Here is a 20,650-nt window from a genome sequence, read left to right on the forward strand (position 1 = left end):
TCCATTTGCGCGAATTGCCTGGAGAGGCAGCCAATACAGGCGGGAAGTGCTGGTGAGCCCAGCTGGATTCGAACCAGCGACCTACTGATTAAAAGTCAGTTGCTCTACCGACTGAGCTATGGGCCCGACCAGCGGAGCCCCGTTACCTGTGTGGACGGCGCCGGGCAAGGCGATGGGCGAAATGATGCGCGGTGACGTGGCCGTCGAGCCTCCACCCCGGCGCCACCGTCGCCAATGGCCCGATCACGAAGTTGCGGCTGGCGGCCGATTTGTGCGGAATGGTGAGGCCATGGCTCGACCATTTGCCGCCGCTCCATGCGACGATGTCGAGGTCAAGGACGCGCGAGCCCCAGCGGCGCCCGCGCCTGCGGCCGAAGTCGCGTTCCAGCCCCTTCAGGCGCTTCAGCATTGCCGGAGGGTCGAGATCGCTTTCGATGAGCGCGACGGAATTGGCGAAGTCGCGGCCCGCAGCGCCGTGCGCCGGATTGATCAGGATTGGAGCTGCATCGAACAGGTCGAAGTCCTGATCGAGACGTCCGATGGCGGCTTCGACGACCCCCGTCGGTCGACCGAAACGGCCATGCGGACGGTTGGAGCCAATCGCTATGGCGTAGAGGTGCGTTGCGCCGGACACTTAGGCTCGCCTACGTCAGCGCAATGCCGTTCGCCAGCCCCGCCGATCTGTCGCCAGTTCCGCAGGCCGAAGCGCCGCGCGACTGCCCGCTGTGCCCGCGGCTGGTGATCTTCCGGCATGAGTGCCGCGCCGAGTTCCCCGATTGGTGGAATGCGCCCGTTCCCGCGTTCGGAGACCCTGATGCTTGGCTCGGCATCGTCGGCCTTGCGCCGGGCAAGCACGGCGCCAACCGCACGGGCCGGCCGTTCACGGGCGATTATGCGGGTGAGCTGCTCTACGCGACGCTACTGAAGTTCGGGCTGGCGGAGGGAGAATATCGCGCGGACCCGGCGGACGGGCTGAAGCTTAGGGGCGCCGTTATCCTCAATGCGGTGAAGTGCCTTCCGCCCGCGAACAAGCCCGAGCCGCGCGAGATCGCGACCTGCCGCAATTATTTCGAAGCGGCACTTGTTGCCCTGCCGAAAGTGCGAGTGCTGGTCGCGTTGGGGCAGATTGCGCACGTCGCCGCGGCGCGCGCGCTGGGACTCCCGCCGGCTTCGACGAAGTTCGGCCATGGCGCGGAGGCGGTCGCTCCGGACGGGCGCATCCTGCTGTCGAGCTACCACTGCTCGCGCTACAACCAGAACACGAACCGGCTGAACGTCGAGATGTTCGAAAGCGTATTCGAGCGAGCGCTGGCGCTCCGCGATGGCTGACGAGATCCGCACCGAACGCCTCGTGCTTCGGCGTGCTGGATATGAAGATGCCGTCGCCATGCACCGGATCATGAGCGACCCGGTCGCGATGCGATATTGGTCGAGCCCGCCTCACCGGACGCTGGATGAGACTGAGCGCTGGGTCGCCGCGATGGTCGAGGCGGACCCCTCAGTCGGCGACGACTTCCTCGTCACCCTCGACGGCGATGTGATCGGCAAGTTCGGTGCCTGGAAGCTTCCCGAGTTCGGGTTCCTGTTGGACCCGGTTCACTGGGGGAAAGGCTATGCGAGCGAGGCGATGGTGGCCTTCATCGAACATTGCCGCAATCGCGGCGCGACGGAGCTGACCGCCGACGTCGACCCGAGGAACTTGTCGTCGATCCGGCTTCTCAAGCGACACGGCTTCGTCGAGACGGGTCGTGGCACCGGCACATGGCAGGTCGGCGACGAGCTTTGCGACAGTATCTACTTCCGGCTAGAGTTGTAACTCAGACGTCCTGAGTGAGCCGCCCGTAAAGGTCCGGCCGGCGGTCCCGGAAGAAGCCGAACGCGGCGCGGTGCTTCTTCGCCTGCGCGAGGTCCAGCGTCGCGACCAGCACGCCGGTCTCATCGGCCCCGAACTCCGCGAGCATGTCGCCGCGCTCGTCGCAGATGAAGCTATGGCCGTAGAAGCGCTGGCCGTGCTCGGTGCCGATGCGGTTGGCGGCGACGACGGGCACGACGTTCGACACGGCATGGCCGATCATCGCACGGCGCCACAGGCGTGACGTGTCGAGGTCGGGATCGTGCGGCTCGGTACCGATCGCAGTGGGATAGAAGAGGATTTCGGCGCCCATCAGCATCATCGCGCGGGCGGTTTCCGGGTACCATTGGTCCCAGCAAACGCCGACGCCGAGCGTCGACATGTGCGGGCCGTTCCAGACCTTGAAGCCGGTATTGCCGGGGCGGAAGTAGAACTTCTCCTCGTACCCTGGGCCATCGGGGATGTGGCTCTTGCGGTAGACGCCCGCGACCTTCCCGTCCGGGCCGATCATCGCGAGCGAATTGTAGTGATGCGGGCCGTCGAGCTCGAAGAAGCTCGTTGGGATCCAGATCTTCAGCTCCTTCGCCAGCTCCTGCATCGCCACGACCGACGGATGCTCCTCGGTGCGGCGTGCGTTGGCGAACAGGCCTTCATCCTCGACACGGCAGAAGTAAGGGCCTTCGAACAGCTCCGGAGGCAGCACGACTTCCGCGCCCTTGCTCGCGGCTTCGCGCACTAGGTTACTGACGGCGCGGATGTTCGCGACCGTGTCGTCGGTGAAGGCGAGTTGCAGTGCAGCGACGGTGAGCTTGCTCATGCGGGAACCTGTTGCGAGATGCAGTGGAAGCTTCCGCCTCCGGTCAGGATGTGGTCGGCGCGCAGGCCGATTGCAACGCGGTCGGGGAAGAGCGCCTGGACGACTTCCACAGCCGCGCGGTCATTCTCGGCCCCGTATTGCGGCACGACGACCGCCGCATTGCCGATATAGAAGTTCATGTAGCTCGCCGGGATGATGTCGCCGTCCTCGCTCAGCACGCGGCCGGGCGAGGGGAGGGTGACGACGTCCAGCTTTGCGGCCTTCAGGCGCTTGGCGGCATCGCGATAGATCGCATCGTTGGGATCGTCCCTGGCGGCCGTGGGGATCGCGACGCGGCCAGGCGCTACGAAGCGAGCGAGATTGTCGACGTGGCCGTCTGTGTGGTCGTTCATCAGCCCGTCTCCGAGCCACACCACCCGTTCGAAGCCCAGGTCATGCTCCAGCCGACCCTCGACCTCTTCGTGGGTCAGATTCGCATTGCGATTTGGATTGAGGAGGCACTGCTCGGTCGTGACGACCGTGCCCGACCCGTCATGGTCGATGGCACCGCCTTCCAGAACCCAGTTGGCCTGGGAGTAGGCGAGGCCTGCCTCGCGAGCGATCCGCTCGCCGACGTCCTGGTCGCCCTCGAGGTCGTACTTGTTGCCCCAGCCGTTGAACCGGAACCCCTGCGCGCGGCGCTGGTTGCCCGCGCCCATGACGATCGGACCGCTGTCGCGGAGCCAGATGTCGCCGAACTTCTCGACGATCACCTTGGCGAACGGAGCGAGCTCGCGCGCCTTGGCGGCAGCATCATCGTGCGCGGCGACGAGCCAGATCTCGTCGCCCTTGCCATCGGCGTGAACGGCCTTCGCGAAGGCGGCTACCTCGCGCTCGGCCTCTTTGAGGTCGGCCAGCCAGAGGTCGGGGTCCGAGGGAAAGCCGATCCAGACGGCCTGATGCGGTGCCCATTCGGGCAGGGGTGGGCCAAGATTGGACGACGTCATGACGGCGCGCCTAGCAATGACAAACAAAAAGGGCGACCCCGAAGGATCGCCCCACTTGCTCGAACCGATCCAAAGGTCAGCGCGAGTAGAACTCGATCACGAGGTTCGGCTCCATGCGGACCGGATAGGGCACCTCGTCGAGCGTCGGAACGCGGCTGTAGGTGACCTTCGAAGTTCCGTCCGGAACGACGTAGTCGGGAACGTCACGCTCGGCGAGGCTCTGAGCCTCGATCACCAGCGCCATTTCCTGCGCCTTCGAGCCGAGCTCGACGACGTCGCCGACGTTCACCCGGCGTGACGCGATGTTGCACTTCACGCCGTTGACGCGGATGTGACCGTGGCTGACCAACTGGCGGGCCGCCCAGATCGTCGGCGCGAACTTGGCGCGGTAGACGATCATGTCGAGGCGGCGCTCGAGCAGGCCGATCAGGTTCTGCGAAGCGTCGCCCTTCATGGCGCTCGCTTCCTGGTACGTCCGCTTGAACTGCTTTTCGGTGACGTCGCCGTAATAGCCCTTCAGCTTCTGCTTGGCGCGGAGCTGGATGCCGAAGTCCGACACCTTGCTCTTGCGGCGCTGGCCGTGCTGACCGGGACCGTATTCGCGGCGATTGACCGGGCTCTTGGGACGTCCGAAGACGTTCTCACCCATGCGGCGGTCGAGTTTGTACTTGGCGCTTGAGCGCTTGCTCACGTCTGTTCTCCAACTTGCTTCTATGTCGTGCCCGGACCGCACCGGCGGACTTGAAGCCCGACGCGATCACCACTTCACCGGACGTGTGGGATCAATTGCGAGCGGCGCACCTAGGGGAGGAGGCTCCGAAGGTCAAGTTTCGGAGCGGTTGCGCGCCGGGTTCACCAACGCGCGGACGATACCGCGGATCGCCTTCACCTCGCGAGACGACCAGCCCGTCTTGGTGAAGATGGTGCGGATCGTGTTCTTGGTCGCCTGGGTGCGAGATGGCGGGTGGAAGTAGCCCTTTGCTTCCAGCTCCTCCTCCAGCTGGCCGATGAGGCCTTCGACCTCGCCGTGAGGGGCCGAAATTTCGAGCTCCTTCGAAGGCGGCACGGCGAGCTCTGACCGCTTTGACCACTCGTAGGCGAGCAGAATCACCGCCTGGGCGAGATTGAGGGAGCCGAACTCGGGATTGATAGGCACCGTGACGATGGCGTTCGCAAGCGCCACGTCTTCCGTTTCGAGCCCTGACCGTTCCGGTCCGAAAAGGATGGCGGTTCGGCCTTCCGTCCCGACGATGGCGTCGGCCATCGCCTCGGGCGTGACCACCGGCATGACGAGATCGCGTCGGCGGACCGTCGAGGCGTAGACCGTGGAGCAATCGGCGATCGCTTCCTGAACGGTGTCGAACAGCTGAGCCTGTTCCAGCACGAGATCGGCGCCGCTTGCAGAAGGGCCCGCGTCGGGGTTGGGCCAGCCGTCCCGTGGCGCCACCAGTCGCATCTCCGTCAGGCCGAAGTTGAGCATCGCGCGAGCCGCCTTGCCGATGTTTTGGCCAAGCTGCGGACGGACGAGGACGATAACGGGTTTCGGAGGGCTCACAGCAGCTTGTCGTGGTTGGGCGGAACGGCTTCCTTCTCCACCCGCTCGGCGATCTCGGCGAACTCGCTGGGATCGCTGAAGTCCTTGTAAATGCTGGCGAAACGTATGTAGGCGACGTGGTCGATCGACTTCAGTCCCGCCATGACCGCCTCGCCGATGCGCACGGAGGTGACCTCGTCGCCCAGCGTCTCCATCTGCCGCTGAACGCCGCTGATCAGCCGATCGAGCTTGGCCGGATCGACTTCGCGCTTGCGAGTGGCGTGGCCGATGGCGCGGGCAAGCTTGTCGCGGTCGAACGGTTCGCGCTTGCCGTCCTTTTTGACGACGGTGAGGTCGCGCAGTTGGACGCGTTCGAAGGTCGTAAACCGCGCCCCGCATGCTTCGCACTGCCGCCGGCGCCGGATCGCCGCGCCGTCTTCCGACGGGCGGCTGTCCTTCACCTGGCTATCTTCGTGGGCGCAGAACGGGCATCGCATCAGTTATATTTGGGCATCAGCTATAGATAGGGAAGCGCGCGCAGAGTTCTCGCACACGACCGTTCACCTCGCGCTCGACCGCACCATTATTCTCCGGCCCGTTCTTGGAGAGGCCGTCGAGGACGTCCGCGACCATGTCGCCGATGTCGCTGAATTCCGCCTCGCCGAAGCCGCGGGTCGTTCCCGCCGGAGAGCCGACGCGGATGCCGCTGGTCTTGACCGGCGGCAGCGGATCGAACGGAACGCCGTTCTTGTTACAGGTGATGCCGGCATGCTCGAGGCTCTCGTCGGCGTGCTTGCCGGTGAGGCCGAGCGGCCGGAGATCAACCAGCGCCAAATGCGTGTCCGTGCCGCCCGCAACGAGGTCCGCGCCGCGTTCCTTCAAACGGTTGGCGAGTGTCTTGGCATTGGCGATAACGGCCTTTGCGTAGGTCTTGAACTCGGGCTGCAGCGCCTCGCCGAACGCAACCGCCTTCGCGGCGATGACGTGCATCAGCGGGCCTCCCTGCAGGCCGGGGAAGACCGCCGAGTTGACCTTCTTCGCGATGGCTTCGTCATCGGTCAGCACCATGCCGCCGCGCGGCCCGCGGAGGGTCTTGTGCGTCGTGGTCGTGACCACATGCGCGTGACCGAAGGGCGAGGGGTGCTCGCCGGCCGCAACGAGGCCCGCGAAATGGGCCATGTCGACGAAGAGGTAAGCGCCGACCTCGTCGGCGATCACGCGGAAGCGGGCGAAGTCGAGATGGCGCGGGTAGGCGGAGCCGCCGGCGATGATCAGCTTCGGCTTGTTCTCCTTCGCCAGCCGCTCGACCTCGTCGAAGTCGACGAGGTGGTCGTCCTGGCGGACGCCATATTGGATCGCGTTGAACCACTTGCCCGACTGAGCCGGTGGTGCGCCGTGGGTCAGGTGCCCGCCCGCGGCGAGGCTCATGCCCATGATCGTGTCGCCGGGCTGGAGCAGCGCCATCATCACCGCGCCGTTCGCCTGCGCGCCGGAGTGCGGCTGCACGTTGGCAAAGCCGCAGCCGAACAGCTTCTTGGCCCGCTCGATCGCCAGCGTCTCGACCGTGTCGGACGGAGCGCAGCCTTGATAGTAGCGGCGGCCCGGATAGCCTTCCGCATACTTGTTGGTCAGGACGGAGCCCTGCGCCTCCAGAACCGCGCGGCTGACGATGTTCTCGGACGCGATCAGCTCGATCTGCGTCTGCTCACGCACCAATTCGTTCTTAATGCCTTCGAAGACCGCGGGGTCGGCGTCGGCAAGCTTGCGGGTGAAGAAACCGTCGGGCTGGACGTCGTTGAGGTTGGCGGCGGAAGCCATCAGGCAGGTTCCTGTTCGTGCGTGGGGTTGGCGAGCTGATCGACGCGGGGCTGGTGGCGTCCGCCGAGGAAGTCGCTCGAGAGGAATGCGGTGACGCAGGCCTTGGCCATTTCGAGGCCGATCAGCCGGGCGCCGAGCGCAATGGCGTTGGCATCGTTGTGCTTGCGGGCGAGCGCTGCTGAGACCGGCTCAGCCACTTGGGCGCAGCGGCACGCCGGGTTGCGATTGGCGGCGATCGCAACGCCGATGCCGGAGCCGCAAACCGTGATTCCCCGCTCCGCACGGCCGTCAGCGAGAGCCTCCGCAAGGAGGGCGCCGTAGCGTGGATAATCGACGCTCTCCGGACCGTTGGTGCCAAGGTCGACGATCTCATGGCCGTCGGCCCGCAACCAGTCGGCGAGCTGGTCCTTCATCTCAAAGCCCGCGTGGTCCGCGGAAAGGGCAATGCGCATGCCGACCTCCTAGCGCGCCATGCCGCAGCGCGCCACTGTTGCGGCGATCGAACGGCCCAAAAGTTCGCTAAGCTCACTCCTCAACGCGCGAAGCGCTTCCGCTCGCATCTTTGAAGGCGAATGCGAGCATGTTGACGGGGTAAGGATTGCCATGACCGAGGCCAAGCAAATGCATTCCTATTTTGCGAGTCCGGATGCGGGCCACCTTGATGGCAGGAATGGGTGGAAAGCGGACATTAGAATTTGCCGGGATCGTGCAGGGCGCGTCCGGGTCATACCGGATGCCAACGGTCATGCGTGTTTCCTAAGGGCGTTTGCCCAGTCTCAGGAGGAACGGCCATGAACCTCATAATATTGATCGGCGCGTTGGTTGCGACGGCTCCGCCGGTAGCGCAGACAGGCAAAGCTCCCGTCACCAATGCTCCCCCAACGCCGCGCGGGCCGAGTCAGACCTCCTCCAATCCGTGGGATAGCCTGCCGGCAATGACACCTTATCGGAAGCTGGCCGAAGAAATCCGGGCCGAAGGGAAAGTAGGTGAGGCGTCGCCCTTGGACCCTGGTTGCCAAGGCAAGACAGGTGACGAATGCGTGCGTAGCATGGAGCCGCCTAAGCGCTGAAGCCTGGGATCATCCGATCCGGAATGGTCGACAGATGACACCCGGCTGCCGTCTGTTGCGGCTAGAAAGCGAATAATTCTTGCGAGCTTCGGCCGGTTCGATCACGAGGCCGGAGCGTCCCAATGCCTGAGTGCGTAAAACCTCTTAGCTATCGCCGCATTAGGTTCGCAGCAGTTGTGACCATCCTGCAATTGCTCCGTCCCAATCTCCTTTATGCTCACCCTGATCTCCTCGATGAGCAGGCCCATCTCGGCGATGATGGGTACGACGGTCGGAAGGTCCTGACGCCCAAGCTGCCCGATGTGAAGCTGCAATGCGGTCAGCAACTGCGAAGTGGCGTTGTGCAGGTCCTGTGAAACGCGTTGTCGTTCGTTTGCTCTTATTGAGCCTTCAGCACCCGTATTGTTGCGGATGAAGGCTACGCCATCGGGGAGGTCCATTGCACTGCTCCCTTTGCAAGCGGGAGCGCGATTGTCTCTCAGCCAGGCCGTGCCCACAGAAACGTGTCTCGTGGCCTGATTGGACATCATTAGCACGTTTGAGCCGAGCAGCCTACCAAAGCCTATGTCTGGTTTGGGTCGAAAGCAGACATTCCCGTAAGGTCCGGAATGGGTGGAAAGCGGACATTAGCTATTTGAAAGGTCGCTGCCACGTAATGACGCGACATGGATACGCCCTGATAACCACGCAACTTCGCTCGCCACCGCAATTGGCCAAGGAGCTAAGCAAGGGTGGAACTCCGACAGGAGCCTGAGCAGCAGACGCCTACTGGGGTTGTTGATCGCCTTCCATGGCTACTGCGCTGGTTTCATATGCGTCCTGAGCGTCATTGGCGCTGTTGCCGGCAGAAACCCACGCGGCAATCTCGAAGGGGCACTAATCACAGGGGCCATTGCGTCGCCCTGATTAAGATAGGCCGTTCAGTGCGACGACCTGCAGTCGAACCCTAATGTCCGCTTTGGGTCGAAAGTTGCCATTAGCCTAGGCCGGCTTCGGTGTTCCACCTTCAAGCTGCGCCAACCTGGCAGCCATCTCTTCCATCCGCTGTTGCATGGCGCTCTCACGGGAGAAGCGGCCGCGGGCTACGCGGAGGGCTTCGGCGAGCGAGGGGATGATCTCCCGGATCGCCTCGATTTCCTGCTTGTTGTAGCGGTTGCCGTCCGACCTGCGGCCAATGAGCAACGTGCCGACCGAACTCTCTTCATCCTCGATCGTTAGCTTCTCGATCAGCTTCGAATCGTCTGCGGACGTCACTTCGCGGGCGGCGATCAGTTCGTGGCCCATGGCCGTGTCCAGCACGATCGCCGAAGCAGCGGGATGAGCGGCCTGGTCGATGATCGACAAGGCTCGGGTCGCGACCTCTTCCGGAGATTCCGTCAGGCCCCAGCTTTTCAGACGCTTCGCGGAATCGTGGATCTGGTCGAGCGGGCCGCCGAAATGCTTTCGAGTCCACCCGAGCACCGCGGACTGAGTCGGCGAAAAGACGCCCGCGGCGATGATCGCCCCCACGGTCGTTGCGCCAGCCTCGCTATCGTGTCCCATGACCTCGGTGATGACGAGCTTCACAAGATCCGAGCTGGCCGCCCACACCACGCCGACGATGAGTGTCACGACGGCGTAGGCTGCCGAGCGTGTGATTACGGTATCCGCTTCCCAAAGGCGGAAGCGGATCAGCGCGACGATCAGGCCCAAGGCCATGGTGGCCAGGCCCAGGCTGAAAAGGACTAGCACCGCGAGGCTCATCAAGGGCGTGAAGTTGCTCTGATCGCCGATGGCTGCCGCCAAGACGACCGCGGCGAGAACGAGGAGTAGTCCAGCCGCGAAACCGAAGCCCGCCCACTTGATCTGTTGTCGAACGATTCCGACTGGCTCTCGCCTGAAGCGGATGACCTGGCACGCAAGAACGGCGAACAGGCCGCCGATTGCGACAACGCCCTGCAGGTCCTCGTTCACCGCCGGTGACGAAACGAAGATCGCGAGCGGAATACCGACCGGGATCAGCCAGCGCAGCGCGCGCGGGACGAAGACTCCGTCAGGAAAGGCCGCGAGACCGACGAGCAGCAGGTAGAAGAAAACCGACCCGAATATGTCGATGACGTAATGCTTGCCGGTCCAGAGCCAGAATTGCATCGGCGGGTCGCCCACCGCCACCATGGCGATGAAGGCGAACGCCAGGAGCATAGCCACGGGGTCGTTAGGCCGCCTCAGCGCGAGCAGCATTCCGCAGGCGAGCAGCGCAACGCATGCGAACAACGCGGTGGCCAGCCTCGTCCAGATGCGGAAATTGCGTTCGTTCAGGTCGGCGGGAGAGATGGCGACCTTGTGCCGCTCCTGCGACAGCTCGATCAGCTTTCCGTCCGGCTGGCGGAGAACGACTTTGACCGGGTTCCCTTCGGCCTTGTCGAGCCGTTTGGCGAGTTGGGACACCTGAAGGTCGGCCGGGACCGGATTGCCATCGATCGAGACGACCTTGTTCTTCAGGGGAACAGTCGGCGTCTCGCCCTGTGGTGCGTAGGTACCGACGAGCAGCTCGCTCGAAGTCGTGACGTCGAAGTCCAGGCCAAATTCATGGATGACGGGCTGCGTGTAGTAGCTGGCGCGGACGGCGTAGATCGTGCTCACCATGACCGTGAGAACGGCGAGTCCGAACAGGACCATCCAAAGCGGACGCAGGCGATTGGCCCAATGATCGGGCAAGCTGCGCAAGCGCGCGGGTGGTTGGAGAAACGCCTTCACTATCGACATGTGCTGAACCGGAGGCCCCTGACCGACTCGTCAAGGGAATGTTACCAGCACTTAATGGCGATTAAATAGAGGCTTTACGCCGCCAGCTGCATCTCCAGCCGGTCCCAGATCTCGACCAGGGCGGACGTCAGCTCGTCCATCATCTCAACCGTGTGATGCGGACCCGGCGTGAAGCGCAGGCGCTCCGTGCCGCGCGGCACCGTTGGGAAATTGATGGGCTGAACGTAGAGGCCGTATTCGGCGAGCAGGATGTCGCTGATCCGCTTCGCCTTCACCGGGCAGCCGACGAGAAGCGGGACGATGTGAGTCGCGCTCGGCATCACCGGAAGTTTGGCCGCTGTGAACTTCGCCTTCAGTTGCGCGGCCGCGCGCTGCTGCATGTCGCGCTCGGTCGAACTGGCTTTGAGATGCCGAACGCTGGCAAGCGCGCCGGCAACGAGCACCGGCGAAAGCGAGGTCGTGAAGATGAAGCCCGGCGCGTAGCTGCGGATGCAGTCGACGATGGTCTTGCTGGCGGAAATGTAGCCGCCCATCACGCCGAACGCCTTCCCGAGCGTTCCTTCGATCAGGGTCAGCCGGTCGGCGACCTGGTCGCGGTCGGAAATGCCGCCGCCATGCTCGCCGTACATGCCGACCGCATGGACCTCGTCGAGGTAGGTAAGGGCATTGTACTTGTCGGCGAGGTCGCAGATCTCGGCGATCGGCGCTATGTCGCCGTCCATCGAATAGACGCTCTCGAAGGCTATCAGCTTGGGCGCTTCGGGATCGACTGCGGCCAGCAGCTCTTCGAGATGCTCCAGGTCGTTGTGGCGGAAGACGCGCTTCTCGCAGCCGCTATTCTTGATCCCCGCGATCATCGACGCGTGGTTGAGCTCGTCGGAGAAAATGATGCAGCCCGGAAGGAGCTTGCCCAGCGTCGACAGCGCCGCCTCGTTCGAGACGTAGCCTGAAGTGAACAGCAGCGCCGCTTCCTTGCCGTGCAGCGAGGCAAGTTCTTCCTCGAGCTGGACGTGCAAATGCGTGTTGCCGCCGATGTTACGAGTGCCGCCCGAACCGGCGCCGACTTCGCGGAGCGCCTTCTCCATCGCATCGATCACCGCGGGGTGCTGGCCCATCGAGAGATAGTCGTTCGAGCACCAGACGGTGATCGGCTTCGGCCCGTTGCCGCCGAAGCAGTGCGCGTTGGGAAAGTTGCCCTTGTTGCGCAAGATATCGATGAAGACGCGATACCGGCCTTCCTCGCGCAGCTTCGCGATCGCTGCCTTGAAGATGCTGTCGTAATCCACGGGTTTTTGCTGATCCTCGCTGACGGCCACTTATCGCCGAGCTCTCGTGAATTCCATTGCGAACGACTCGCAACTAGATGGTTCTGGCGTCGCCGATTCCATATTGCGCCAGGGTGCCGAGCAGCGGGGACCGCGGTTCGGCCGTGAAGACCATGATGCCTTCTTCGGGTTCGCTTGGCCACGGCTGTTCTCGCGTGAGATAGGCGATGCGGCGAGCGATGCCAGGTCCGCCGTCGATCCACGTGACGCCCGGGAATGCCTGCTCCAGTTCGCTCAACAGCAGCGGGAAATGGGTGCAGGCGAGGACGCCGACGTCGATGCGATCGCCAGCCTCGGCATCGAACATCGGCTGAGCTGCGGCTCGGACGGCCTTTACCGTGACGTCTTCTCCGGCGAGCTTCGCTTCCGCCAGATCGACGAGGTCGGGCGCGCCGTGGCGGACGATCGTGCAGTCGGCCGCAAACTCCGCTGCAAGGTTGTCGACGTAGGGTTGGCGGACCGTCGCCTCCGTGCCGAGCACTCCGATGACTCGGTTCTTCGAAAGCTCGGCGGCCGGCTTGATGGCCGGAACGGTGCCGACGACGGGCAAGTCGAGCGCCGAGCGGACCTGATCGAGTGCGATGGTCGAGGCGGTGTTGCAGGCGATCACGGCGAGGCGCGGATGGAAGCGCTCCACCAGCCGTCCGAGCAGTGCGGGCACGCGGCTGGCAATCTCCGCCTCGCTCCGCTTGCCGTAAGGATAGCCGGCATTGTCCGCCACGTAGATGAAGGGCGCGTTGGGAAGCAGTGCGCGTGTCGGCTCGAGCACGGACAGGCCGCCCACGCCGGAATCGAAGAAGAGGATTGGCGAATTCGCGTCCATGGGCGGGCGCTTCGCATGCGGGCTGCCGATGCGCAATTGCAGGCCCGTTTCCTTCTGCTACCACCCACGGCCGATGGATACGGAACTGCTGTTCGCGCTAGCGCTGGGCTATCTTCTGGGATCGATTCCCTTCGGGCTGATCCTCACGCGCCTGGCGGGCAAGGGCGACGTCCGCGACATCGGCTCCGGAAACATCGGCGCCACCAACGTGCTCCGCACCGGGAGCAAGCCGCTGGCAGCGGGAACGCTCATTCTCGACTGCCTCAAGGCGACGGCGGCGATCGTAATCGCGCGCCATTTCTGGCCGGGAACGGAGAATTTCGCTGCGGCCGGGGCACTGGTCGGGCACCTTTATCCGGTCTGGCTGAAGTTCAAGGGAGGAAAGGGCGTTGCGACTCTTCTCGGGATCCTCATTCCGCTGATGTGGCAGGCAGCGGTCGTCTACGCCGTCATCTGGCTTGGGCTGCTGCTGGTCGCGAGAATTTCGTCGGTGGCCGGGATGACCGCAGCCGCCAGTGCGCCCGTCAGTGCAGCCGTTCTCGGCGAGCAGGAGCTGCTGCCCATGTTCCTGGGGTTCGCGCTGCTCGTAATCTGGAAGCACAAGGAAAACATTCTCCGCTTGTGGGCGGGGACAGAACCGAAGGTAGGAAGAAGACCGAGTGCGTAGTGATTTGGTCGACCGGCTTCGGCTGGTCCGTTCGCCCGGCATCGGGCCTGTAACCTACCGCCAGTTGATCGCACGTTTCGGATCACCGGCGGCCGCTCTGGAAGCGGTGCCCGATCTCGCTGCGCGCGGTGGCGGGCGAACGCCGCGCCTGGCGTCCACCAGTGACGCGGAGCGAGAGGTTTCTCGCGTGGACGCATTGGGTGCGAGATATCTCCTGCTCGGGCACGGTCTTTATCCGCGGGCATTGGCCGAGCTGGACGATGCGCCGCCGCTGCTGACGGTCAAGGGCGATCTCGGTCTGCTGGAAAAGCCACTGGTGGCGATCGTCGGTGCGAGGAACGCGTCGGCAGCGGCGTGCCGTTTTGCTCGGCAGCTCGCGTACGATCTCGGACAGCAAGGCGCAGTCGTTGTGTCCGGGCTGGCCCGCGGAATAGATACGTCGGCGCATGACGGCGCGTTCGAAAGCGGCACGATCGGGGTGGTCGCCGGTGGCGTCGACGTCTTCTACCCGCCTGAGAACGAGGCGAGGCAGAAAGCGATGTGCGAGCGCGGCCTGGTCATCGCGGAAATGCCGCCCGGAACCGAGCCCCGGTCGCGGCACTTCCCGTACCGCAACCGCATCATCGCGGGGCTCAGCCTCGGAACGGTCGTGGTGGAGGCGGCTCCGCGGTCTGGTTCGCTCATCACGGCGCGGCTCGCAGCCGAGGCGGGGCGAGAGGTTATGGCAGTGCCGGGCTCGCCGCTCGATCCGCGAGCGCAGGGCTGCAACCAGCTTATCCGCGATGGCGCGACTCTCGTTCAGAATGCAGCCGACGTGCTGGAGGCGGTGCGACCGATCCAGCCGAGTTTCGCGTCGCCGCACTCGCCATACCGCCCGCCAGAACCGGAATGGGTGGACGGCGATGGCGGAGCGCTCGGCATTGTCGAGGAACTGCTGGGTCCGTCCCCAGTCCCCGTCGATGAGATCATTCGCCTGTCGGGCGCGCCGAGCGGCGCCGTCCAGATGGCCTTGCTGGAGCTAGACCTCGCCGGACGGCTTGACCGGCACGCCGGCGGAAAGGTCAGCCTTCGTCCGGCTTGACGGACGGATTCGAGGCACCCCACCTTTACGCGTATGCGTGAGAACATCCTGTGAAACTGGTCGTCGTAGAGTCGCCGGCGAAGGCGAAAACCATCGAAAAGTATCTGGGCGGGGGGCACCGTGTGCTCGCCAGCTACGGGCACGTGCGCGATCTTCCGCCGAAGGACGGATCGGTCGATCCCGAGCATGACTTCGACATGCAGTGGCAGGTCTCGCCAGACCGGTCGAAGCAGCTGAAGCTCATCACGGACGAGGCCAAGAAGGCCGACGCGCTGATCTTGGCGACGGACCCCGACCGCGAGGGCGAGGCGATTAGCTGGCACGTGCAGGAAGTGCTCCGACAGAAGAAGGCGCTGCCGAAGGACGTCCAGCGGGTGACGTTCAACGCGATCACCAATGCGGCCGTCACCGAGGCCATGCGCAATCCGCGGAACCTCGATGAGGATCTGATCGATGCTTACCGCGCGCGCCGCGCGCTCGACTATCTGGTCGGTTTCACGCTTTCGCCGATCCTGTGGCGCAAGCTTCCGGGCGCAAAGTCGGCCGGGCGCGTCCAGTCGGTTGCGCTGCGCCTGATCGTCGACCGCGAGCGCGAGATCGAGGTCTTCAAGGCGCAGGAATATTGGCAGGTCGGCGCCACGTTCGAGGCGGATGGCCAGCAATTCTCTTCGCGTCTCGTCCAGCTCGACGGCAAGAAGCTGGACCGCCTGTCGATCGGCAGCAAAAGTGAAGCCGACGCTGCCAAGGCGGCGGTCGAGGCCGGGCGTTTCACCGTCTCCTCCGTCGAGACCAAGCCATTCGCCAGGAACCCGCCGCCGCCGTTCACGACTTCCACGCTGCAGCAGGAGGCCGCGCGCAAGCTCGGCTTCGCGGCAAGCCACACGATGCGGGTCGCCCAGTCGCTCTACGAGGACGGGTTGATCACCTACATGCGTACGGACGGCGTCGACATGGCCGAGGAGGCGATCAGCGCCGCCCGCAAGGCCATCGCCAATCGCTACGACAGCGGATTCGTGCCGGACAAGCCGCGCCGCTACACGAGCAAGGCAAAGAACGCACAGGAAGCGCACGAAGCGATCCGGCCGACGGACTTCAGCCGCGCCAAGGCGGCCTCAGGCGATCACGCCCGGCTCTACGAGCTTGTCTACAACCGTGCATTGGCGAGCCAGATGGCTTCGGCGCGGCTGGAGCGCACGACCGTCGAGCTGACCGACGGGACGGGCAGGGCGGTGCTTCGCGCAACCGGCCAGGTTGTTCTCTTCCCGGGCTATCTAGCGCTCTACGAAGAGGGGCGCGACGAGAAGGGGGACGACGAGGAAGGTGCGCGCATGCCCGCGCTTCGTGAGGGCGATGCGCCGCTGAAGACCGGCGTCGAGGCGACGCAGCACTTCACGCAGCCGCCGCCGCGTTATTCCGAGGCGAGCCTGGTCAAACGGCTGGAAGAGCTGGGGATTGGCCGGCCTTCGACCTATGCGTCGATCCTGCAGACGCTGAAGGACCGCGAATATGTCCGCGTCGAGAAGGCGCGGTTCATCCCCGAGGAGAGCGGGCGGCTGGTCACTGCGTTCCTGGAGCGCTTCTTCGAGAAGTACGTCAGCTACGATTATACGGCGGAGCTCGAGGAAGAGCTCGACGACGTCTCAGGCGGTCGGCTCAACTGGCAGAAATTGCTGCAGGAATTCTGGCGCGACTTCCAGCCGAAGGCGGGCGAAGTCATGGAGCAGAAGCCCTCGGAAGTGACGGCGGCTCTCGACGAGTTCCTCGCGCCCTGGCTGTACCCGCCGAAGCCTGACGGGAGCGACCCACGGGTTTGCCCGGCGTGCGGCAACGGGCGGCTGTCGCTTCGCGGCGGCAAGTTCGGAGCGTTCGTGGCCTGCTCGAACTACCCGGAATGCCGATACACGCAGAAGTTCGGCCAGCCGGGCGGCGATCAGGCGAGCGAAGGCCCGCAGGACCTCGGCAACGGCATCGAGCTGAAGAGCGGACGCTTCGGCCCGTATCTCGAGCGCGACGGCAAGCGGGCGTCGATCCCGAAGGATGTTCCGGTCGCGGATGTGGATGTCGACATGGCGGAGCGGTTGCTGTCGCTGCCGCGCGAGATCGGCGCGCATCCGGAGACGGGGAAGACGATCAAGGCGTCGATCGGCCGGTACGGGCCGTATCTGGAGCATGACGGCAAATATGCGCGACTGCACTCGACCGCCGAAGTGTTCGAGACCGGCATGAACGCGGCAGTGGCGAAGCTCGCCGATGTCGCGGCGGGTGGCGGTCGCCGGCAGGGTGCATCGCGTGAGCCCATTGCAGTGCTCGGCGCGCATCCGTCGAGCGGCAAGGAGATCAAAGTGATGTCCGGCCGCTTCGGGCCCTACGTCACCGACGGCACGACGCACGCTACCTTGCCCAAGAGCTCGGACCCGAAGGCGGTCACGCTGGAGCAGGCGGTCGAGTGGATCCAGACGAAGGAGGCCAAGGGACCGTCGAAGGGCAAGAAGAAGCCGGCGCGGAAGAAGAAGGGCTAGGCCGAGCAGGTCCTGCAGCGCGGATCCTTCGGCAGGCGGATCTTCCGCCAGTCGAGGGCTTCTCCGTCGAACAGGAACAGGCTGCCCGCGACGTCTCCGCCGATGCCGACGATCGCTCGGATGGCCATGAGCGCGGCGAAACCGCCGACCGTGGCCGTCAGCGCTCCCAGGACGCCCTGCTCGGCGCAGGTATCGCAATCGTCGCTGTCGAAGGCATCGCCGACGAAGCAGCGGTAGCAGGGCTTGTCCGCTTCCCAGCCGCGGAAGAACGCGACCTGGCCCTGGAACTGGACCGCTGCGGCCGACACGAGCGGGATGCCGAGGCGGGTGAGCTTATCGCCCACGACCAGCCGTGTCGCGAAATTGTCGCAATCGTCGATGACGAGGTCGTGACCTCCGAGGAGCGTCTCGGCGTTGTCGGCGATCAGGCGTTGCCGGATCGGGTCGACCTCGACGTACGGGTTGAGTGCACGGACGAATTTCGCGGCTAGCACCGCTTTGGACTGACCGATCTGATCGTTGCGGAAGATCGGCTGCCGCTGGAGGTTCGTGCGGTCGACGACGTCATCGTCGATAATCGTCAGCTTCCCGATACCAGCGCCTGCCAGTGCGGAGATGACCACGCTTCCGATGCCGCCCGCGCCGACGATCGCGACGCTGGCCGCCTTTAGCCGCCGCTGACCAATGCCTCCAACTTGCGGAAGGACGATGTGCCTTGCGTACCGTTCGAGTTCGTCGTCGCTGAGTTCGGTCACCGCCCGGTGCTTCCGAACCCCCCGCTGCCGCGCGCTGTCTCGGCAAGCTCGTGCACTTCGGTGAAGTGCGCCCGGAGAACAGGGGCTGGGACGAGTTGCGCAATGCGCTCCCCGCGCTTCACCTCGAAAGGCTCGCTGCCGAGATTTGCGAGAATGACCTTCACCTCGCCGCGATAGTCACTGTCGATCGTGCCCGGCGTGTTGAGGCAGGTGATGCCGTTCTTGAGAGCGAGGCCGGAGCGGGGACGGACCTGAACCTCGTTTCCATGCGGGATCTCGATCGCGAACCCGGTGGCAACCGCGTGACGCCGACCCGGTTCAAGCACCAGATTCTCGGCTGCGACGACGTCCAGCCCCGCTGCATGCTCGGTCGCATAGGTGGGCAGCGGCAGGCCCTCGCCGTGGGGCAGGCGGGTCAACTTTATCTCGATCATGCAAACTCCTGTGCGACGCGGCGGATGAGGTGCCGCGCGACTTCTTCCTTCGAATCCTCGGGCCAATCCTCGACGGAATCGGCGGTGACAAGGTGCACGCGATTGCGCGTTCCGCCCATGACGTCGCCCGAGACGTCGTTCGCGACGATCCAGTCCGCGCCTTTGCCGACCTGCTTGCCGATGGCGTTCTCGACCACGCGATTCGTCTCGGCCGCGAAGCCGATGACGAGGCGCGGCCGCTGCACGTGCGATGAAAGCTCGGCCAGGATGTCGCGGGTCGGGACGAACTTCAGCTTCGGCGGACCGTCGCCCTTCTTGAGCTTGCTCGGCGAGACCTCGACCCGCCAATCCGCGACGGCCGCCACCATGATCGCGACGTCGGCAGGCAGGGCGGCCATGACGGCGTCCGCCATTTGCTCCGCTGTCTCGACATCGATGCGCGTTACGTCGCGCGGCGTATCGAGGCAGACGGGGCCGGCGATCAGGGTCACGCGGGCGCCCAGCTCTTCCGCTGCAGCAGCGATGGCAAAACCCTGACGGCCGGAAGAGCGGTTCGCGATCACGCGCACCGGGTCGATGGGCTCGTGGGTTGGCCCCGCCGTGATCAGGACGTGCTTGCCGACGAGGCTCACTTCGCGCCGAGGAATCCGTTCGAGGAAAGCCAGGAGACGATGGCTTCAGGCTCCGGCAGGCGACCGGGGCCGTACTCGCCGCAGGCCATTTCGCCTTCATCGGGCTCCATGACCCCCACGCCGTCGGCCTTGAGCTGGGCGACATTCCGCTGGGTGGCGGGGTGCTGCCACATGCGGACATTCATCGCGGGTGCGACGGCCACCTTCTTGTCGGTGGCGAGGAGGAGGGTGGTTGCGAGATCGTCCGCCAGCCCCGCCGCCATCTTTGCGAGTAAATCGGCGGTCGCCGGGCAGACGAGAACGAAATCGGCCGAGCGGCTGAGCTCGATGTGGCCCATGTCGATCTCGTCCTTGAGCTCCCAAAGCGAATTGTAGACGACGTTCTTCGCAAGCGCGCCCAACGCCATCGGCGTGACGAAATGCTCTCCGCCACGGGTTAGGACCGGCGTGATGTCGTGCCCAGCTTTCTTGAACAGCCGTACGAGCTCGAGGCTCTTGTAAGCGGCAATTCCTCCGCCGACGATCAGCAGTACTCGCGCCATGAGGAGCAAATGCCCCTAGCGCGCCCGCAAGTCGAGTGCGCACGAAAAAAGGCGGGACCCGCTAAGGGTCCCGCCTCCTTCCGTGACGAAGCGTCAATTAGGTGCGGGATCGCGATCCCCGGCCGCTTCCGCCACCGGTGTCCGACGTTTCCGTCGAGCCGGTCGTATCGGCCTGGACCGAGCCGCCTGTTCCGGTGGCGCCCGCAGAGGCTGAGCCTTGGCCGCCCGTGCCGGTCATCGATGCCGTTGTAGTTCCAACGCCGGCGTTCGAGCTGACGCCGAGCTCGTCGCTCGGCCCGAGGTTAAGCGGGCTCTGGCTAGGGCGCTTGCGCCGCCAGCTGTCGAAGTCGCTATGGAACTGCTGCTCGCGTTCGCGGCAATAGTCGCCATAGTCCTTGTCGAGCTGCGACATCTGACGGTCGCGCCAGCTGCGATAATGATCGTCCTGGCTGCTTCCGAACGTCTGGTTGCCGAAGCCGCCCAGCGTGCCGCTATATTCGCTGTAGCCGAGCGACTCGTTCTCACCGCGATTGGCCTCGCCCCAGCTTTGCGGATGGTCCCGGCGGTGCTGCCCGCGGAAGTCGCTTTCGTCGCGGAATCCGCCGAAGCCGCGGTTGGACGAGCTCGAGCGGTCACGATTGCCGGATTCGCTCCAGTAGCCGCCGCCGCGAGACGGGCCGTAGGCACGGTCCTGATTGCGGTTCTGGTCGCGATCCCAGGAGCTGCGGCCCTGCTGGCCACGATCCTGGTTCATATAGTCGGAACCGCCGCGGCCGATACGGCCATAGCTGCGCTCGCCGGAACGCCCGCGCTCCTGGTCGCGGCCGGAGCGATCGTCGTCATCGCTGAACCATGAGCGAATTTCTTCGCCCGCACGCTCGAACAAGCCGCGGTCCTCGTCGCGGCCGCCGCTGCGGTGCGACCGCTCGCGGTCCTCATCGCGCCATCGCTCGCGGTTTTCGCCGCCGAAATCGCGGCCTCCCTGATCTCCATATCCTCTCGCCATTTCGAGGCCTCCTGTCATGAGGTGAATCCAATGGGGTCGGGGCT

Annotated in this window: 20 protein-coding genes, 1 tRNA gene and 1 pseudogene; 5 read left to right on the forward strand and 17 right to left on the reverse strand. The window is 64.8% G+C overall.

Translation table 11 applies throughout. The features are described 5' to 3' along the window. Positions 1-50: 50 nt before the first annotated feature. Both LZ016_RS03160 and folK read right to left on the reverse strand, forming a co-directional pair. Positions 51-126 (reverse strand) — tRNA-Lys (locus LZ016_RS03160). A 16-nt stretch (positions 127-142) separates the two neighbouring features. Then, positions 143-634, reverse strand: a complete 492-nt coding sequence (gene folK / locus LZ016_RS03165) for a 2-amino-4-hydroxy-6-hydroxymethyldihydropteridine diphosphokinase (RefSeq protein ID WP_241445800.1) — start codon at positions 632-634, stop codon at positions 143-145. 23 nt (positions 635-657) lie between these two features. Here folK and LZ016_RS03170 point away from each other — a divergent pair, with 23 nt between their 5' ends. Then, entirely contained in the window at positions 658-1,329 is a 672-nt protein-coding gene (locus LZ016_RS03170; RefSeq protein WP_241447436.1) for a uracil-DNA glycosylase, read from the forward strand. Beyond that, positions 1,322-1,816, forward strand: coding sequence for a GNAT family N-acetyltransferase (locus LZ016_RS03175; RefSeq protein WP_241445801.1), 495 nt, complete (start codon positions 1,322-1,324; stop codon positions 1,814-1,816). Before LZ016_RS03170 ends, LZ016_RS03175 begins: the two co-directional genes overlap by 8 nt. A 1-nt stretch (position 1,817) precedes the next feature. On the opposite strand, the gene aguB is transcribed toward LZ016_RS03175, so the two are convergent. The 11 genes from aguB to murI all read right to left on the reverse strand — a co-directional run bounded on the left by aguB (position 1,818) and on the right by murI (position 12,970). Beyond that, positions 1,818-2,669 carry an N-carbamoylputrescine amidase gene (gene aguB, locus LZ016_RS03180; RefSeq protein ID WP_241445803.1) on the reverse strand — a complete coding sequence of 284 codons (852 nt, stop codon included), beginning with the start codon at positions 2,667-2,669 and terminating at the stop codon, positions 1,818-1,820. Further along, positions 2,666-3,655, reverse strand: coding sequence for an agmatine deiminase family protein (locus tag LZ016_RS03185; RefSeq protein ID WP_241445805.1), 990 nt, complete (start codon positions 3,653-3,655; stop codon positions 2,666-2,668). The genes aguB and LZ016_RS03185 overlap by 4 nt, the downstream gene beginning before the upstream one ends. Before the next feature lie 76 nt (positions 3,656-3,731). Then, positions 3,732-4,346: a 30S ribosomal protein S4 gene (gene rpsD, locus LZ016_RS03190; RefSeq protein WP_241445806.1), complete on the reverse strand. Its 615-nt coding sequence runs from the start codon at positions 4,344-4,346 to the stop codon at positions 3,732-3,734. A 132-nt stretch (positions 4,347-4,478) separates the two neighbouring features. After that, positions 4,479-5,210 carry an RNA methyltransferase gene (locus tag LZ016_RS03195; protein WP_366512879.1) on the reverse strand — a complete coding sequence of 244 codons (732 nt, stop codon included), beginning with the start codon at positions 5,208-5,210 and terminating at the stop codon, positions 4,479-4,481. Then, entirely contained in the window at positions 5,207-5,686 is a 480-nt protein-coding gene (nrdR, locus tag LZ016_RS03200) for a transcriptional regulator NrdR (RefSeq protein WP_241445807.1), read from the reverse strand. The genes LZ016_RS03195 and nrdR overlap by 4 nt, the downstream gene beginning before the upstream one ends. Positions 5,687-5,702: 16 nt before the next feature. Beyond that, complete coding sequence (gene glyA / locus LZ016_RS03205; protein WP_241445808.1) at positions 5,703-7,007, reverse strand: serine hydroxymethyltransferase; 1,305 nt, start codon at positions 7,005-7,007, stop codon at positions 5,703-5,705. Further along, on the reverse strand, positions 7,007-7,459 hold the full coding sequence (rpiB, locus tag LZ016_RS03210; protein ID WP_241445809.1) for a ribose 5-phosphate isomerase B: 453 nt from the start codon (positions 7,457-7,459) through the stop codon (positions 7,007-7,009). Before rpiB ends, glyA begins: the two co-directional genes overlap by 1 nt. Positions 7,460-8,178: 719 nt before the next feature. Next, on the reverse strand, positions 8,179-8,517 hold the full coding sequence (locus LZ016_RS03215; protein ID WP_241445810.1) for a sensor histidine kinase: 339 nt from the start codon (positions 8,515-8,517) through the stop codon (positions 8,179-8,181). 541 nt (positions 8,518-9,058) lie between these two features. Next, positions 9,059-10,783 carry a hypothetical protein gene (locus tag LZ016_RS03220; protein WP_241445811.1) on the reverse strand — a complete coding sequence of 575 codons (1,725 nt, stop codon included), beginning with the start codon at positions 10,781-10,783 and terminating at the stop codon, positions 9,059-9,061. Between the two features lie 113 nt (positions 10,784-10,896). Then, entirely contained in the window at positions 10,897-12,108 is a 1,212-nt protein-coding gene (hemA, locus tag LZ016_RS03225) for a 5-aminolevulinate synthase (RefSeq protein WP_241447437.1), read from the reverse strand. Positions 12,109-12,181: 73 nt separating this feature from the next. Continuing rightward, a complete protein-coding gene (gene murI, locus LZ016_RS03230) occupies positions 12,182-12,970 on the reverse strand; it encodes a glutamate racemase (RefSeq protein ID WP_241445813.1) in 789 nt (262 codons plus the stop codon). A gap of 73 nt (positions 12,971-13,043) precedes the next feature. Here murI and plsY point away from each other — a divergent pair, with 73 nt between their 5' ends. Genes plsY through topA form a run of 3 tightly spaced genes read left to right on the forward strand, consistent with a single transcriptional unit; the run spans position 13,044 to position 17,237 of the window. After that, a complete protein-coding gene (gene plsY / locus LZ016_RS03235; RefSeq protein WP_241445815.1) occupies positions 13,044-13,637 on the forward strand; it encodes a glycerol-3-phosphate 1-O-acyltransferase PlsY in 594 nt (197 codons plus the stop codon). After that, positions 13,630-14,718 (forward strand): DNA-processing protein DprA, encoded by a 1,089-nt coding sequence (gene dprA, locus LZ016_RS03240; protein WP_241445817.1) that lies wholly within the window; start codon positions 13,630-13,632, stop codon positions 14,716-14,718. Before plsY ends, dprA begins: the two co-directional genes overlap by 8 nt. Before the next feature lie 50 nt (positions 14,719-14,768). After that, positions 14,769-17,237 carry a type I DNA topoisomerase gene (topA, locus tag LZ016_RS03245; RefSeq protein ID WP_241445818.1) on the forward strand — a complete coding sequence of 823 codons (2,469 nt, stop codon included), beginning with the start codon at positions 14,769-14,771 and terminating at the stop codon, positions 17,235-17,237. Here topA and LZ016_RS03250 read toward each other — a convergent pair. The 4 genes and pseudogenes from LZ016_RS03250 to LZ016_RS03265 form a co-directional block, all read right to left on the reverse strand. Further along, a complete protein-coding gene (locus LZ016_RS03250) occupies positions 17,234-17,992 on the reverse strand; it encodes a HesA/MoeB/ThiF family protein (RefSeq protein WP_241445819.1) in 759 nt (252 codons plus the stop codon). The two genes, topA and LZ016_RS03250, sit on opposite strands and share 4 nt — an antisense overlap. Further along, positions 17,989-18,426, reverse strand: coding sequence for a dUTP diphosphatase (dut, locus tag LZ016_RS03255; RefSeq protein ID WP_241445820.1), 438 nt, complete (start codon positions 18,424-18,426; stop codon positions 17,989-17,991). Before dut ends, LZ016_RS03250 begins: the two co-directional genes overlap by 4 nt. After that, positions 18,423-19,600, reverse strand: a pseudogene (gene coaBC, locus LZ016_RS03260) (bifunctional phosphopantothenoylcysteine decarboxylase/phosphopantothenate--cysteine ligase CoaBC). The gene dut and the pseudogene coaBC overlap by 4 nt, the downstream one beginning before the upstream one ends. Before the next feature lie 97 nt (positions 19,601-19,697). Next, complete coding sequence (locus LZ016_RS03265) at positions 19,698-20,606, reverse strand: hypothetical protein (protein WP_241445821.1); 909 nt, start codon at positions 20,604-20,606, stop codon at positions 19,698-19,700. Positions 20,607-20,650 lie beyond the last annotated feature (44 nt).

This window comes from Sphingomonas telluris, from assembly GCF_022568775.1.
Lineage (GTDB): Bacteria > Pseudomonadota > Alphaproteobacteria > Sphingomonadales > Sphingomonadaceae > Sphingomicrobium > Sphingomicrobium telluris.